The sequence below is a fragment of the Streptomyces sp. NBC_01669 genome (assembly GCF_026339735.1).
In the GTDB taxonomy this organism is placed as follows: Bacteria; Actinomycetota; Actinomycetes; order Streptomycetales; family Streptomycetaceae; genus Streptomyces; species Streptomyces yanii.
Window position 1 is genome coordinate 8044987 of record NZ_JAPEQG010000001.1, and the last position, 14541, is coordinate 8059527.

A 14541-nucleotide genomic window follows, 5' to 3' on the forward strand; every position below is an offset into this window, starting at 1 on the left:
CCGGTCAGCTGGCCTCGCGCACCTCGGCGGGCGTCGGAGCCGTACCGCCGAGGTGCGCGGGCACCCACCAGGTGTCGCTCGCGTCCCTCGGTCGCACCGGGTAGGCGCGCTGCGCCGCTTCGAGGAGCTCCTGCACCCCTTCCCGCAGCCGTCGGGTGATCGCACCCGCGTACTGGTCGGTGGGGGCCTCCACCGGCGCACCCACCCGGATCGTCACCGGAGTGTGGCTGCGCTTGAAGTTGCGCGGCCGCCCCTTGGTCCAGATCCGCTGCGTGCCCCACAGGGCCATCGGGATCAGCGGTACGCCCGCCTCCTGGGCCAGCCGGGCCGCGCCGGACTTGAAGCTCTTCAGCGTGAACGACTGCGAAATGGTCGCCTCGGGGAAGACGCCGATGATCTCGCCGGAGCGCAGTGAGGCGAGCGCGTGGGCATACGCGTCCTCGCCCTGCTTCCGGTCGACCGGGATGTGCTTCATGCCGCGCATCAGCGGACCGGAGACCTTGTGCCGGAAGACCGATTCCTTCGCCATGAAGCGGACCAGCCGCTTCTGCGGCAGCGCCGCGAGCCCGGTGAAGATGAAGTCGAGGTAGCTGATGTGGTTGCTGACCAGTACCGCACCGCCGGTCTTCGGGATGTGCTCCGAACCCTGTGTGTCGATCTTCAGGTCCAGCGCCTTGAACATGGTGCGAGCGGCGCCGATGACCGGCCGATAGACGAGTTCTGCCATCTGGAGAAGACCCTTCTTCAGCGCCTGGGGAGGGTTCTCCCGGCGGAAGTTACGCAGCCGTAGGTTTTCGGCATTGCGCCGATCGTGCCCCATGTCCGTCGCGGTGGCCAGTCTCGGCGGGCGCGGGGCGCGAGATTCTCGTCACGTGGAGTCGGCGGGAATGACTCCGCGCCCGACGGTGCTGACCCCTTGCGAGGGGCTCTGACAGGAGGCGGACGGTGGACGGGCAGGCACGCGCGAACAGGCTGGATGCGGCCCAACTCGGCGCGGAATTGGGGGAACGGGCCACCCTCGTGCAGTTCTCCAGCGCCTTCTGTCAGCCCTGCCGGGCCACCCGCCGCACCCTCGGCGAGGTGGCCGGAATGGTCGACGGCGTCGCCCACGTCGAAATCGACGCCGAGGCGCATCTCACTCTCGTACGCGAGCTCGACATCAGCCGCACGCCGACGGTGCTGGTTCTCGACGCGACCGGCCGGATCGTCCGCCGAGCGGTCGGGCAGCCCCGCACCGTCGATGTTGTCGCCGCGCTGGGGCACGCGATGTGACGGACCGTGATGCATCTCCCACATTGCGGAACCCCCTTGACTGCACCCACCACGCATCGTCAGTCTGACGCTATGCCGCCGGAACTCCTTCTCTACGGCCGGGTCCACGTGGACCTCGCCCGCAACGCGAGTGCGCGCTGTCCGGGTGCCTGAGCACCCATGGCCCCGTACGCCTCCCTCGCAGAAGGACATCTCCATGCCGGCTTCGCCCGAGCTCTTCAGCGCCCGCACGGCTTCCCCCGATCTCCTGCGCTCCGTCTTCCGGCAGCATGCCGCCGGTGTCGCGGTGATCACCGCCGCCGGTGACCGGCCGGTCGGCTTCACCGCGACCTCCCTGAACTCCGTCGCCGCCGAGCCGCCGCTCATCTCCTTCGGCGTGGGGACCTCGTCCTCCAGCTGGCCGGTCGTGGCGGAGGCCGAGCACATCGGCGTTCACATACTGGGCGAGCACCAGCAGGAGCTGGCCGCCACATTCGCGCGCAGCGGCGCCGACCGGTTCGGTCCGTCCACCTATTGGCGCAGTGGGCCGGAAGGTGTCCCGGTGCTCGACGGGGTGCTTGCGTGGCTGGTCTGCCGCGTGGTGGCGCGCATCCCGGCGGGGGACCACCGGATCGTGATTGCGGAGGCCGTCGTCGGCGATCCGGCCGGGGGCGGCCGCCCGCTTCTCTACCACCAGGGTCGTTTCACGGCGTTGCGGGACTGAGAGTTCCCAGGTGGCGCATGGGCACCGGGCGTCGGCTAGGTCACAGTGCAAAGCGCTTGCTCATGGGTAACGTACTGGGTGTACTGACGAGTAATATTTCGCTCGGAGCATCGGTCGCCCCGACCGGAATCCGTCCCATCAGGCGCCTATGCTGCGTGCATCAAGGCAGCCCAGAAATGACGATGCAGTAGGAGAGCCGGCGTGAGCTTGAGGATCGTTGTCTGTGTGAAGTATGTGCCCGACGCCACGGGTGACCGGCACTTCGCCGATGACCTGACGCTGGACCGTGAGGATGTGGACGGTCTGTTGTCGGAGCTCGACGAGTACGCGGTGGAGCAGGCGCTGCAGATCGCCGATGAGGCGGACGACGCGGAGATCACTGTGGTGACGGTGGGTCCGGAGGATGCCAAGGACGCGTTGCGCAAGGCGCTGTCGATGGGTGCGGACAAGGCCGTTCATGTCGAGGACGACGGTCTGCACGGTACGGATGTGATCGGTACGTCGCTGGTGCTGGCGAAGGCGGTCGAGAAGACGGGTTACGACCTGGTGATCTGCGGTATGGCGTCGACGGACGCCGCGATGGGTGTGCTGCCGGCGGTGCTGGCGGAGCGTCTGGGTGTTCCGCAGGTCACGCTGCTGTCCGAGGTGAAGGTCGAGGGCGGCACGGTGACCGGGCGTCGGGACGGTGACAGTGCCAGTGAGCAGCTGCAGGCGTCGCTGCCGGCGGTGGTGTCGGTGACGGACCAGTCCGGTGAGGCCCGGTATCCGTCGTTCAAGGGGATCATGGCGGCGAAGAAGAAGCCGGTTCAGTCCCTGGATCTGGAGGACCTGGAGATCGACGCGGACGAGGTCGGTCTGGCGGGTGCGTGGACCGCGGTCGATTCCGCGGCGCAGCGTCCGGCCCGCACGGCGGGCACGATTGTCAAGGACGAGGGCGAGGGCGGCAAGCAGCTGGCCGAGTTCCTCGCGGGCCAGAAGTTCATCTGACCTGTCGGCCTGTTCGGCCCCGTACGTTCCTCTCACCCTCGTTTGCGCAGGAGATTGAAGTCCCATGGCTGAAGTTCTCGTCTATGTCGACCACGTGGACGGTGCCGTCCGCAAGCCCACCCTGGAGCTGTTGACGCTGGCCCGCCGGATCGGTGAGCCGGTCGCGGTCGCGCTGGGCAGTGGTGCGGCCGGTACCGCCGGGGTGCTCGCCGAGCACGGTGCGGTCAGGGTCCTGACCGCCGAGGCGCCGGAGTTCGCCGATTACCTGGTCGTGCCGAAGGTCGACGCGCTGCAGGCCGCGTTCGATGCGGTGTCCCCGGCCGCGGTGCTGGTGCCGTCGTCCGCGGAGGGCAAGGAGATCGCGGCCCGGCTCGCGGTCCGGATCGGGTCCGGGATCATCACGGACGCGGTGGACCTGGAGGCCGGTGAGCTGGGTCCGGTCGCCACCCAGTCCGCGTTCGCGGCGTCGTTCACCACCAAGTCGCGTGTCTCGCGCGGCATCCCGGTCATCACGGTCAAGCCGAACTCGGCGCCGGTCGAGCCGGCCCCGGCCGCGGGTGCGGTCGAGACCCTGGCGGTCTCGTTCTCCGCGCAGGCCACCGGCACGAAGGTCCTCTCCCGCACCCCGCGCGAGTCGACCGGGCGCCCGGAGCTGACCGAGGCCGCGATCGTGGTCTCCGGCGGCCGCGGGGTCAACGGTGCGGAGAACTTCGGACTCATCGAGGCGCTCGCCGACTCCCTCGGCGCGGCCGTGGGTGCCTCGCGCGCCGCGGTCGACGCGGGCTGGTACCCGCACTCCAACCAGGTCGGCCAGACCGGCAAGTCCGTCTCCCCGCAGCTCTACATCGCCTCCGGTATCTCCGGCGCGATCCAGCACCGGGCCGGCATGCAGACCTCCAAGACCATCGTCGCGATCAACAAGGACGCCGAGGCCCCGATCTTCGACCTCGTCGACTACGGCATCGTCGGCGACCTCTTCCAGGTCGTCCCCCAGCTCACCGAAGAGGTCAACTCCCGCAAGGGCTGACCTGTCGGGGGCTGTACCTCTTCTCGATGGTCCGGGGCCGCGTGGTGTTCTCACCGCGCGGCCCCGGGCCGTTTCTGATCACCATTGACGCAGGTCCGGCGGCCTTATAACTTCACTATACGGATTGTTGATTCCGGGAAGCGGAAACAGCGGCACTGTGGAGGGTGTGGACATGGGTCAGCAGGAGAAGGTGGCAACGAGCCTCGCCGGCGCGGTCAGCGCGGAGATCAGTGCCTCCCTCACCGCGGTGGACGCCGAACTCGCCCGCCGCTACCCGGGAGACCCCGGCACCCGCCAGCCCGTCCACACGGTCTACGTGCCCGGCGACACCTTTGCCGCAGAGACCATCCGCTCCTGGGGCGACCAGGCGCTCCGCGCCCTCGACGAGCATGCCCCCGATGCGGCCTCGTTCGCCGCCGTCCTCGGCATCCCGGAGGAGCTCGCCGCGCCCGTTCACGACCGCGTCCGCGCCAAGCTGGAGCGCGAGCCCGTCGAAGACCTGCGCATCGACTTCGAGGACGGATACGGCCCCCGCCCCGACGCCGAGGAGGACGAGGCTGCCGCCCGCGCCGCGCGGCTGGTCTCGGAGGCGTACGAGAACGGCACGGCGGCCCCGTACATGGGCATCCGGATGAAGTGCATGGAGGCCGCCGTACGCGACCGGGGCATCCGCACCACGGACATATTCCTCACCGGTCTGATGCAGGCGGGCGGGCTCCCCGAGGGCCTGGTGCTCACCCTTCCCAAGGTGACGTACCCCGAACAGGTCACCGCCTTCGTCCGGCTCCTCGACGCCTTCGAGCAGGCCCACGGTCTGCCGTCGGGCCGGCTCGGCTTCGAGATCCAGATCGAGACCAGCCAGTCCATCCTCGCCGCCGACGGCACCGCCGCCGTGGCCCGCATGATCGATGCCGCCGGGGGCCGCGCGACCGGCCTGCACTACGGCACCTTCGACTACAGCGCCTGCGTGGGCGTCAGCGCCGCTTACCAGGCCAGCGACCATCCGGCCGCCGACCACGCCAAGGCGGTCATGCAGGTGGCCGCCGCGGGTACCGGCGTACGTGTCTCCGACGGCTCGACCAACGTCCTCCCGGTCGGCCCCACCCACCAGGTCCACGAGGCGTGGCGGCTCCACTACGGGCTCACCCGCCGTGCGCTGGCCCGCGCCTACTACCAGGGCTGGGACATGCACCCCGGCCACCTGCCGACCCGTTACGCGGCCGTCTACACCTTCTATCGCGAGGGCCTGGAACAGGCCGCCGCCCGGCTCGCCGCGTATGTCGCCAAGGCCGGCGGCGACGTCATGGACGAGCCCGCCACCGCCAAGGCCCTCAGTGGATACCTGCTGCGCGGCATCGACTGCGGCGCACTCGACACCGCCGAGGTCGCCCGCCTGACGGGGCTGACGCGGGCGGACCTCGACGCGTTCGCCTCGCCCCGGCGCGGAGGACTGACGGTGACGGCGCCGTAGGCCCCGGCCCGTACCGTCAGCCCCGCAGGAAGGTCTCGACGGTCCCGCTGAAGCGGACGGGATCGTCGAGCCACGGGAAGTGACCTGCGCCCGGCTGGACGGCCAGTTCGGCCTTGGGGAACAACCCTGCGACGCTGGCCGCGACGCGAGGAAGCGGACCGCTGTCCAGCTCGCCCGCGAGGACCAGGACCCGGGCGTCCAGCGCGGCAACGGCCTCGCGGGCCGCGGCAGGGGCGAAGGCATCGAGGGACGCGTAGACGTCCGCGGCCTCGTGGTTGCTCTGCTCGACGTCGGCTGCGGCGTGCGCCTGAGCGGCGGTGTCCCAACGGCCGTAGAAGAACGGGGCAATGGCATCCCAGTCGGCGTCGGTGGCGGAGCCCGCCCAGACGGCCTCGTACGCGTCGTGCGCGGCCTCGAACCACGGCTCGGCCCTGCGCAGCGCGGCGGCCTCGCGGCGATGCTCCTCGGTGAAATCGACACCGAGGGCACGCGCACGGGCGGTGATCAGCGTGAGGGTCCGGATGCGCCGGGGGTGCCGGGCCGCGTGGAGGATCGCGAGATCGCCGCCCGCGGAGTGCGCCAGAACGTCCACGCGGTCCAGATCGAGGTGATCGCGGAACGCCTCCACATCGGCCACCTGCCGGTCGACGCGGTAGGTGGCCGGGTCGGCGAGGATGCCTGAGCCGCCGGTGCCCCGCAGATCGAGCATGACCAGTTGGCGCCGGTTCGCCAGGCCGCCCAGATCGCCGAGGTAGGCGGAGGCGCGCATGGGTCCACCGGGCAGGACGAGCACCGGTTCGCCCTCACCCACGAGGTGATAGGCGAGTTCGGTTCCGTCAGGAGCGGTGAAAGCAGGCATGGGGTCATCCTGGTGACCGTACGACAGACGCAACAAGCGGTTTACGCGGAACTCCTCGTCCGTACCCCGATTGCCGCCGGGAGGACCGGGGATGGCGCGGGAGCCGAAAACGGTGAGGATGGCGGGACCGACTCGCGAGGAGACGCCATGACCGATGCCGCTCGCCGCCACGCAGACCTCCGTGGATCCGCTGCCGCGCTCCTGCCCGAACTGGTCGGGCTGCGCCGCGCGCTGCACCAGGAGCCGGAAATCGGCCTGGAACTGCCGCTGAGCCGGGCGAAGGTGCTGGCAGCGCTGGAGGGGCTGCCCCTCGAGATCACCCTCGGCAAGCAGCTCACCTCGGTCACGGCCGTGCTCCGCGGCGCGCTGCCCGGACCGGTGGTGCTGCTGCGCGGCGACATGGACGCGCTGCCGGTGCAGGAGACCAGCGGACTGCCGTACGCCTCCGCCGTCCCCGGCGTGATGCACGCCTGCGGTCACGACCTCCACACCGCGGGACTGGTCGGCGCCACGCGACTGCTCTGCGAGCGGCGCGACACTCTGGCCGGAACCGTGGTGTTCATGTTCCAGCCCGGTGAGGAAGGCGACGCCGGGGCCCGGGTGATGATCGACGAAGGTGTGCTCGATGCCGCGGGGACCAGGCCGGTGGCCGCGTACGCCCTCCATGTTGCGTCCGCCCTGCTGCCGCACGGTTTCGTCAGCACCCGCCCCGGACCGATCCTGGCCGCCGCCGACAACCTCGACGTGACCGTGCGCGGGCGCGGCGGGCACGGGTCCAGTCCGCACAGCGCCCTGGACCCCATCCCGGCCGCCTGCGAAGCCGTCACGGGGCTGCAGACCATGGTGACGCGCCGCTTCGACGCCTTCGACCCGGTCGTCGTGACCGTCGGCAGCTTTCACGCGGGCACCGCCCACAACGTCATTCCGGACGAGGCCGTGTTCTCCGCGAGCATCCGGTCCTTCTCGGCCGGGGCGCGGGCCCGGGTGCTCCAGGAAGCGCCCCGGGTCGTACGCGGCATCGGGGAGGCCCACGGGCTGACCGTGGAAGCAGTCGTCGACGAGGGCTACCCCGTCACCGTCAACGACCCCGTCGAGGCGGCGTACGCAGCCGAGACGGCGGCCCAACTGTTCGGGGCGGACCGCTGCTTCGAGCTGCCGAACCCGATCGCCGGGGCCGAGGACTTCGCCTTCATCGGTGAACACGTCCCCTCCGCCTATCTGATGCTCGGTGCCTGCCCGGCCGATCTCGACCCCGCCACAGCTCCCTACAACCACTCCCCGGCAGCCGTCTTCGACGACTCCGTACTGGGTGACGCTGCGGCGCTGCTCGCCGGTCTTGCGCTCGGACGGCTCAACAGAGGCTGAGCCAGGGCTCTTTGGTGCCTCAGGCCACCAGCTCGTGGTTCATGCGACCTGTGATGCGGCCCGCGAGGGCGAGCGGCGCGACCGAGCAGAGGACACCGCCCAGCAGTGCCGACCACCAGAGGACCGCCGGACCGAGAGCCGTATAGACAGTGACTCCCAGGGTCAGGGCCGCGAACCGGGAGACCCCCCAGGTCCACTGGAACGCCCCCTGGTAGCGGCCCCGTGCGTGGGCCGGGGCGAGGTTGGCGACGATCGCGGAGGCGATCCCGGACACGCATGCCTCGCCCACGGACCAGACCACCACCGACAGCGTGTAACCCGCGACGCTGTCCGCGACACCTGTGAGCGCCACACCCACGGCGATGAGAACGCTGCCGGCGGCGTGCACCGGAATCTGCGGCAGCCGCGCGAGGCGAGCTGTGGCGAACGGCTGCAGGACCACCACCAGCACCGCGTTGACCGCCGCCATGGCTCCGTAGACCGCAGGGGAAAGCGCACTGTCGTGGACGGCCAGCGGCAGGGCGACCTCGGTCAGTGAATAGACGAAGAGCTGCACCCCGAACAGGGGGAGCAGCGCGAGCAGCAGCCGGTCGCGGAGGACGACGCCGTATCCGATGCCGTCGCGCGCCTCGGCCCGGTCCTTCGGCGTCCGTGTCTCGGCCACCCGGGTGGCGACGACGACGGCGTACAGCAGCATGGTCCCGGCGTCGACCGCGAAGAGCAGCCAGTAGCCGTGGGCGGCGAGGAAACCACCGAGGACGCCTGCCGCCGCCGTACCGATGTTGATGCCCCAGCCGAACAGTGCGTACGCCCGCCGCCGGCGCTCCGCGTCCACGGAGTCGGCCATCAGCGCGTACACCGCAGGGCTGATCATCGCGCCTGCCGCACTGAGCAGCAGCGCGGCGCCGGCCATCGTCAGCACGCCCGGTGCGAGGAAGAGCGCACCCTGCGCCCCGGAGGCGCCGAGGAGACCGATGAGCATCGTCGGGCGGCGGCCGATCCGGTCGGCGAGCAGTCCTCCGACGGCGGGGCCGAGCAGGTTGCCCGCGCCCAGGGCGCCGAGGACGTACGAGGTCTGGGTGCCGGTGACGCCACGTGCGGCAAGGAAGAACACGAGGAACGGAGTGACCAGGTAGCCGAGCCGGTTGATGATCGTGCCGGCGAAAAGGGTCCAGACCGTGGGCGGAAGGCCGCGAAAGGTGGAGAGCATGCGAGGAGCGTGCAGCCCGACCGCGATACCGGGCCATTGATTAAGGTGGGACCGAATGCAACGGGCGATCGGCCCGAGGGACCGGGACGGCGGGGGCACATGGAGTCGGAACTGAGCTTCTCCACCGCAGACTTGGCGCAGACCCGCTTCGCCATCTCCCCGATGTGGGAGGTCGTCACCAGCTTCCGGCTGCTGCGCGCCGAGAGCGAACCCCCGCTGCACCGGCGCTGGGCCGCGCAGGTACGGCCCCGGCTGGCGGAAGCGGGGCTCGACCGCGGGTGGCTCGCCGAGCTGATCCCGGCCGGCGGATATCTCGCGGACTTCCTCAACCCGACACCGCCCGCCCCGTTCCCGGAACTCGCGGCCGAACTGGAGGCGATCCGGCAGACCCCGCCCGAGCGGGTACGGACCGATCTCGACAGGCTCGGCGTCGAGCGGGACCTCGGGCGGTCCGCGCGGCTCGGACTGCTGCGCGAGGCTCCGGAAGCGGCGCTGGAGAAGGTCGCCGCCGAGATCGAGACCTACTGGGAGCTGGCGCTCGCGCCGTACTGGGCCCGGATCCACCAGCTGCTCGAAGCCGATGTGTTCCGTCGGGCGCGGCAGGTTGCCGAGCTCGGGGCCGCGCAGGTCCTCAATGAACTGCACGACTCGGTGCGGTGGGACGAGAGCAGCCTGCGCCTGGTACGCCGCCACTGCGCCCTGACCCGCGCCGACTCGGGCGCGGGGATGCTGCTGGTGCCCTCCGTGTTCGCCTGGCCGCGGGTGCTCACCCGCTCGGTGGCGCCGGACCCTCCTCAACTCGCCTATCCGGCACGGGGTATCGGCACCCTCTGGGAGCCGCGCAGCACCGCAGCCGCCGATGCGGTCGCCGCTGTCCTGGGCCGCTCCCGCACTCTGCTTCTGACCGAGCTCGACACCCCCGCGTCGACCACCGCGCTCGCCCGGCGTTCCGGACTGTCCGCGGCCGGCGTCTCCCAGCACCTCACGGCCCTGCGCGACGCGGGCCTGGTGACCGCCCACCGCGCCGGACGCTCGGTCCTCTACGCACGTACGTCAGTGGCGGACGCGCTGCTGACGCCCGCCGGAAGCTGACTGAGCCGGTCCGTCGACGCCCCGGCTCAGGAGGGCGGCAGTTCGCCCGAGCCGCGGGCGATGAGGGACGTCGGCAGTTCCACCCGCGCCGGGGCGTCGTCCGCGCCGTCCAGCCGGCGGAAGAGGTGCTCGGCCGCCGTCCGGCCCACGGCCGCGGCGTCCTGGGAGATGACCGTGATGCCCAGCAGGTCGGCCAGTTCGATGTCGTCGAAACCGACCAGGGCGACCGGACGCTCCCGCTCCGCCAGCACGCGCACCGCGGTGACCGTCACCCGGTTGTTGCCCGCGAAGAGCGCGGTGACCGGTTCGGGGCCCGAGAGCATCGCCTCGGCGGCCGCCCTGACCCGCGCCGGGTCGGTGGAGCCGAGGGAGACCCAGGAGTCCTCGACGGTGATCCCGGCGTCCGTCATCGCGGCGTGATACCCGCGCAGACGCTCGGTGGCCGTGTGGATACGCGGCTGGTCACCGATGAAGCCGATCCTGCGGTGTCCGTGCGCGATGAGATGGGCGACACCCTGCCGGGCGCCGCCGAAACTGTCGGAGAGGACGATGTCGGCGTCGATCCGGCCCGCCGGGCGGTCCACGAAGACGGTGGCGATCCCCGCCTTTATCTCCGGCTCCAGGTAGCGGTGGTCGTCACCGGCCGGAATCACGATCAGCCCGTCCACCCGGCGGGCGCACAGCGCGAGCACGAGCTCCTGCTCGCGCTCCGGGTCCTCGGCGCTCGATCCGTTGATGAGCAGGGCGCCGTGGGCGCGGGCGACCTCCTCGACGGCGCGGCTCAGCGGCCCGTAGAACGGGTCGGCGAGATCCTCCAGGACCAGGCCGATGGAGGCGGTGCGACCCTTGCGGAGCACGCGCGCGCTGTCGTTGCGGCGGAAGCCGAGCGCATCGATCGCCTCCTGGACCCGGCGCTCGGTGTCCGGTGTGACCCCCGGCTCGCTGTTGACCACGCGGGAGACCGTCTTGAGGCCTACTCCGGCCCTGGCGGCCACATCCTTCATGGTCGGCCGGTTGCCGTAGCGGGGCTCGGAGTGACGGGCGGTCTCTGCCACGATGCGCTGTCCTGTCGTCGGGTGCGGACTGTCCGGCCGGTCGCAGGCGGGTGCTGCGGAGGTGCCGGAGGCTGTGCCGTCGAGCATAGGCCCTGGACAACGTTGTCAACTGAATAGAGACTAGGCAGACTATTTACTGAAGCTGCAGGTCCCCGACCCCTCACTCATCCGGAGCCCACACCGATGCATACCGACCTCGTCGCCGCGCTCGACATCGGCGGCACCAAGATCGCCGGCGCTCTGGTGGACGGCAGCGGCACGCTCCTCGTGCGGGCGCAGCGGCCGACGCCCGCCCGGGAGAGCGGCGAGACGGTGATGGGCGCGGTGACGGACGTGCTGGCCGAGCTGACCGCCTCGCCGCTGTGGGGCCGGGCGACTGCCGTCGGCATCGGCAGCGCAGGTCCGGTGGATGCCTCGGCGGGGACGGTCAGCCCCGTCAACGTTCCAGGCTGGCGTGACTTCCCGCTGGTGGACCGGGTACGGAGGGCCGCCGGGGGGCTCCCCGTGGAACTGGTCGGTGACGGGGTCGCGATGACCGCGGCCGAGCACTGGCTCGGTGCGGCCCGCGGTTACGACAACGCGCTGTGCCTGGTCGTGTCGACAGGGGTCGGCGGCGGTCTGGTCCTCGGCGGCAAGCTGCACCCGGGGCCTACCGGCAACGCCGGTCACATCGGTCACATCAGTGTGGATCTGGACGGCGACCCGTGTCCGTGCGGTTCGCGTGGCTGTGTGGAACGGATCGCCAGCGGGCCGAACATTGCCCGCCGCGCCCTGCAGGGCGGTTGGCAGCCCGGCCCGGACGGTGACGCCACGGCCGCCGCCGTGGCCGCCGCCGCACGGGCCGGACACCCGGTGGCGGTCGCCTCCTTCGAGCGCGCCGCGCAGGCACTGGCCGCCGGAATCGCCGCCACCGCCACGCTGGTCGAGATCGACATCGCCGTCATCGGTGGGGGAGTGGCCGGTGCGGGCGACGTCCTCTTCGCTCCGCTGCGCCGCGCCCTGCGCAGCTACGCCACGCTCTCGTTCGTCCAACAGCTCACGGTGGCACCCGCGGTGATGGGTACGGACGCGGGGCTGGTGGGCGCCGCGGCCGCCGCCTCGGCGGTCAGGCCGGGTGGGGCGGCGGCCGCGGCCGTACTGAGCGGCTGATCACCGCTCGGCTGCCGGACGGGACGGGGCGCCGCGCCCCGTCCCGTCCGGCAGCCGAGCGGTGATCCGGAGGCCGAGCGTGTCCGGTGGCCGCGCGCCCCTGTCCGGGAGCCCCTTCCGGAAGGGGCTCCTGGCCCGTACTCAGTGCCTGCCCGGCCCCTACCGGGCGGGCACTACTCCTACGGGGCCCGGCACCCGTACCGGACTCAGCACCCGATCCGCAGGTCCGCCCAGTCGGCGTGGTCGGAGTCGATCCCGTCCCCGCCGTCGGTGACCACCAGACGTACCACCTGCGCACCGCTCACATCCGCGGTGATCGGCTGCGCGGCCATCGCGTTGGTCAGGACGCCGGTCGACGCCACCTTCGTGCCGTCGGCCCAGATCTCGAACGCCACCGTGCCCTTGGCACCCTTCTCGTCGTCGACTCCGACCTGGGCGGTCACGGCGCTGCACGCACCGCCCGCGTAGAACTCGACGGCGCTGTCCGCGTGTGCCCCGAGCCCCTTGGCGAAGACGGTGCCGCCGATGGTCAGCGGATTGCCGTCGCCCGCCTTGCTCTCACCGTTGCTGGTGTCCTTCTCGACCGGACCCCAGCCGTTGGACGCGGAGAGCTGCGGCAGATCGCTCAGATAACTGTTGCCCGCCGGGGGCGCCACCACCACATGCGCCTGGAACGGCACCGAGGACCGCACGCGCGTCCCGGTCGGTGACCAGTACTGGGCGCTGAGCTTCAGATCGTACGTACCGGTGGCTGTGCCCGCGGGCGGCGTCACCTGCCAGCGTGTGGTCAGCGCACGGCCGGTGGGCACGACGCCGGTGCCGGTCGGCGACAGCGCCTCGATCTGCCAGCCCGACGGGCCGGTGAGCGTCGCGGAGACGCTCTTGGCAGGCGTACGGCCCAGATCGGTGACCGTCGTCGTCAGCGGCGCGCTGCGGCCGGCCTCCACCAACGGGCTTCCGTTCAGGCCGAGTTCCACGGCCGGTGGGTAGGCGGCCCACGTGCTGTCGGCGGCGACGCGCAGCAGTACCGTGCCGTGCGCCGGGACGGTCGCAGAGATGCCGCCCGCCGTGTTGTACGTCGTGTGCTGCCACAGGTCGCGCGTCGTGTAGGCGTCGGCCTCCGGCAGACCCGCCTCCTTCGCGGTCGTCGAAATGCGCTGCGCGGACCCGGTCTCGTTGAAGAGCGCCACGACCCGGCTGCCGTCCTTCATCTCCTTGGCGACGACCCAGCGCCCGCCGGTGGAGGAGACCACGGCGCCCTGCTTTCCCAGCGGGTCCTGATCGACCGCGATGACCTCCTGGTTCGAGAGGATCTCGAAGGTCTCCGGAGTCGCCTTGCGCAGATCGGAGCCGATGAGCAGCGGCGCCGCCATCACGGACCACATGGAGAAGTGGGTGCGGTACTCGGTGTCCGTCATTCCGCCGTTGCCGACTTCGAGCATGTCGGGGTCGTTCCAGTGCCCCGGTCCCGCGGCGGCGGCGAGCGGCAGGTTCTGCTTCATGATCGACAGCATGCTGCCCCAGCTGTCGCTGATGTCGCCCGTCGTGCGCCAGAGATTGCCGACGTCGGCGGCCCACTCCCAGGGCTTGTTCTGGCCCCACTCGCAAATGCTGTAGACGATGGGACGGCCGGTGGCCTCCAGCGCGTCGCGCATCGTCGTATAGCGCTTCTTCGCGTCGACGCCCTGGTTGTTGCAGTTGTCGTACTTGAGGTAGTCGACGCCCCAGTCCGCGAACTGCTGCGCATCGCTGTACTCATGGCCGAGTGCCCCCGGCAGTCCGACGCTGTCGCACGTCTTCGTGCCCGCGCTGGTGTAGATGCCGAGCTTGAGCCCCTTGGAGTGGACGTAGTCCGCGACGGCCTTGATGCCGTTCGGGAAGCGCACCGGGTCGGCCTCCAGTTTGCCGTCCGCGTTGCGCTGCGGCTTCGCCCAGCAGTCGTCGAGGTTGACGTACTGGTAGCCGGCGTCCTTGAGGCCCTTCTCGACGAAGATGTCGGCGATTCCCTTGACCATCGCCTCGTTGAACTCGGCCCGGCAGTGGGTCGAGTTCCAGTTGTTGAATCCCATCGGCGGGGTGAGTGCGAGCCCGTTGTCGGACTGCGGGCTGACCGCTGCGGCAGGCGCCGTCGTCGGTGAGTCCGCGACGGCGGGAGCGGTTGCGCCCGCTGCGCAGAGCAGACCGGCGGCCAGCGCTCCGATGACTGTTCTGCCGCTTGTGCGGGTCGTACGGGTTGGAAGATGACGCATCGTTACGTTCCTCCACACTCGTGTCAGATCGGATGACATCATGTGCACGCCAAGGGCGCGCGATTACGTTAGAGCGTGTTGGAGTCTGTTGGAAGGGGTGCG

The 14541-nt window shown here is 70.9% G+C and carries 13 protein-coding genes; 8 read left to right on the forward strand and 5 right to left on the reverse strand.

All coding sequences use genetic code 11. From position 1 onward, the window contains the following. Positions 1-4: 4 nt before the first annotated feature. Positions 5-727 carry a 1-acyl-sn-glycerol-3-phosphate acyltransferase gene (locus OG972_RS36125; protein WP_266990936.1) on the reverse strand — a complete coding sequence of 241 codons (723 nt, stop codon included), beginning with the start codon at positions 725-727 and terminating at the stop codon, positions 5-7. Between the two features lie 218 nt (positions 728-945). Here OG972_RS36125 and OG972_RS36130 point away from each other — a divergent pair, with 218 nt between their 5' ends. The 5 genes from OG972_RS36130 (at position 946) to OG972_RS36150 (ending at position 5460) form a co-directional block, all read left to right on the forward strand. Next, on the forward strand, positions 946-1272 hold the full coding sequence (locus OG972_RS36130) for a thioredoxin family protein (RefSeq protein ID WP_266988723.1): 327 nt from the start codon (positions 946-948) through the stop codon (positions 1270-1272). 196 nt (positions 1273-1468) lie between these two features. After that, a complete protein-coding gene (locus tag OG972_RS36135; protein ID WP_266988724.1) occupies positions 1469-1975 on the forward strand; it encodes a flavin reductase family protein in 507 nt (168 codons plus the stop codon). A gap of 201 nt (positions 1976-2176) precedes the next feature. Then, entirely contained in the window at positions 2177-2962 is a 786-nt protein-coding gene (locus OG972_RS36140) for an electron transfer flavoprotein subunit beta/FixA family protein (protein WP_266988725.1), read from the forward strand. 64 nt (positions 2963-3026) lie between these two features. Further along, the gene (locus OG972_RS36145; RefSeq protein WP_266988726.1) at positions 3027-3989 is read left to right on the forward strand and encodes an electron transfer flavoprotein subunit alpha/FixB family protein; all 963 of its coding nucleotides are present in this window, start codon (positions 3027-3029) and stop codon (positions 3987-3989) included. Positions 3990-4161: 172 nt separating this feature from the next. Next, positions 4162-5460, forward strand: a complete 1299-nt coding sequence (locus tag OG972_RS36150) for an aldolase/citrate lyase family protein (protein ID WP_266988727.1) — start codon at positions 4162-4164, stop codon at positions 5458-5460. Positions 5461-5476: 16 nt separating this feature from the next. Here the strand turns inward: OG972_RS36150 and OG972_RS36155 are convergent, their stop codons facing one another. Further along, positions 5477-6319, reverse strand: a complete 843-nt coding sequence (locus tag OG972_RS36155) for an alpha/beta fold hydrolase (RefSeq protein ID WP_266988728.1) — start codon at positions 6317-6319, stop codon at positions 5477-5479. 147 nt (positions 6320-6466) lie between these two features. Between OG972_RS36155 and OG972_RS36160 the strand changes: the two genes are divergently transcribed. Continuing rightward, positions 6467-7684 (forward strand): M20 family metallopeptidase, encoded by a 1218-nt coding sequence (locus OG972_RS36160; RefSeq protein WP_266988729.1) that lies wholly within the window; start codon positions 6467-6469, stop codon positions 7682-7684. Between the two features lie 19 nt (positions 7685-7703). Here OG972_RS36160 and OG972_RS36165 read toward each other — a convergent pair whose 3' ends face one another. Further along, positions 7704-8894: an MFS transporter gene (locus OG972_RS36165; protein ID WP_266988730.1), complete on the reverse strand. Its 1191-nt coding sequence runs from the start codon at positions 8892-8894 to the stop codon at positions 7704-7706. 99 nt (positions 8895-8993) lie between these two features. Between OG972_RS36165 and OG972_RS36170 the strand changes: the two genes are divergently transcribed. Further along, positions 8994-9986 (forward strand): DUF5937 family protein, encoded by a 993-nt coding sequence (locus tag OG972_RS36170; RefSeq protein WP_266988731.1) that lies wholly within the window; start codon positions 8994-8996, stop codon positions 9984-9986. 26 nt (positions 9987-10012) lie between these two features. Here the strand turns inward: OG972_RS36170 and OG972_RS36175 are convergent, their stop codons facing one another. Next, positions 10013-11041, reverse strand: coding sequence for a LacI family DNA-binding transcriptional regulator (locus OG972_RS36175; protein WP_266988732.1), 1029 nt, complete (start codon positions 11039-11041; stop codon positions 10013-10015). Positions 11042-11224: 183 nt separating this feature from the next. On the opposite strand from OG972_RS36175, the gene OG972_RS36180 reads away from it, so the two are divergent. After that, positions 11225-12190, forward strand: a complete 966-nt coding sequence (locus OG972_RS36180) for an ROK family protein (protein WP_266988733.1) — start codon at positions 11225-11227, stop codon at positions 12188-12190. 206 nt (positions 12191-12396) lie between these two features. On the opposite strand, the gene OG972_RS36185 is transcribed toward OG972_RS36180, so the two are convergent. Beyond that, entirely contained in the window at positions 12397-14439 is a 2043-nt protein-coding gene (locus OG972_RS36185) for an NPCBM/NEW2 domain-containing protein (protein WP_266988734.1), read from the reverse strand. Between the last annotated feature and the right edge of the window lie 102 nt (positions 14440-14541).

Coding starts and splice junctions, on each gene's coding strand:
- OG972_RS36125 (WP_266990936.1), bottom strand. CDS start 727: ATGGCAGAACTCGTCTATCGGCCGGTCATCGGCGCCGCTCGCACCATG.
- OG972_RS36135 (WP_266988724.1), top strand. CDS start 1,469: ATGCCGGCTTCGCCCGAGCTCTTCAGCGCCCGCACGGCTTCCCCCGAT.
- OG972_RS36145 (WP_266988726.1), top strand. CDS start 3,027: ATGGCTGAAGTTCTCGTCTATGTCGACCACGTGGACGGTGCCGTCCGC.
- OG972_RS36150 (WP_266988727.1), top strand. CDS start 4,162: ATGGGTCAGCAGGAGAAGGTGGCAACGAGCCTCGCCGGCGCGGTCAGC.
- OG972_RS36155 (WP_266988728.1), bottom strand. CDS start 6,319: ATGCCTGCTTTCACCGCTCCTGACGGAACCGAACTCGCCTATCACCTC.
- OG972_RS36160 (WP_266988729.1), top strand. CDS start 6,467: ATGACCGATGCCGCTCGCCGCCACGCAGACCTCCGTGGATCCGCTGCC.
- OG972_RS36165 (WP_266988730.1), bottom strand. CDS start 8,894: ATGCTCTCCACCTTTCGCGGCCTTCCGCCCACGGTCTGGACCCTTTTC.
- OG972_RS36170 (WP_266988731.1), top strand. CDS start 8,994: ATGGAGTCGGAACTGAGCTTCTCCACCGCAGACTTGGCGCAGACCCGC.
- OG972_RS36180 (WP_266988733.1), top strand. CDS start 11,225: ATGCATACCGACCTCGTCGCCGCGCTCGACATCGGCGGCACCAAGATC.
- OG972_RS36185 (WP_266988734.1), bottom strand. CDS start 14,439: ATGCGTCATCTTCCAACCCGTACGACCCGCACAAGCGGCAGAACAGTC.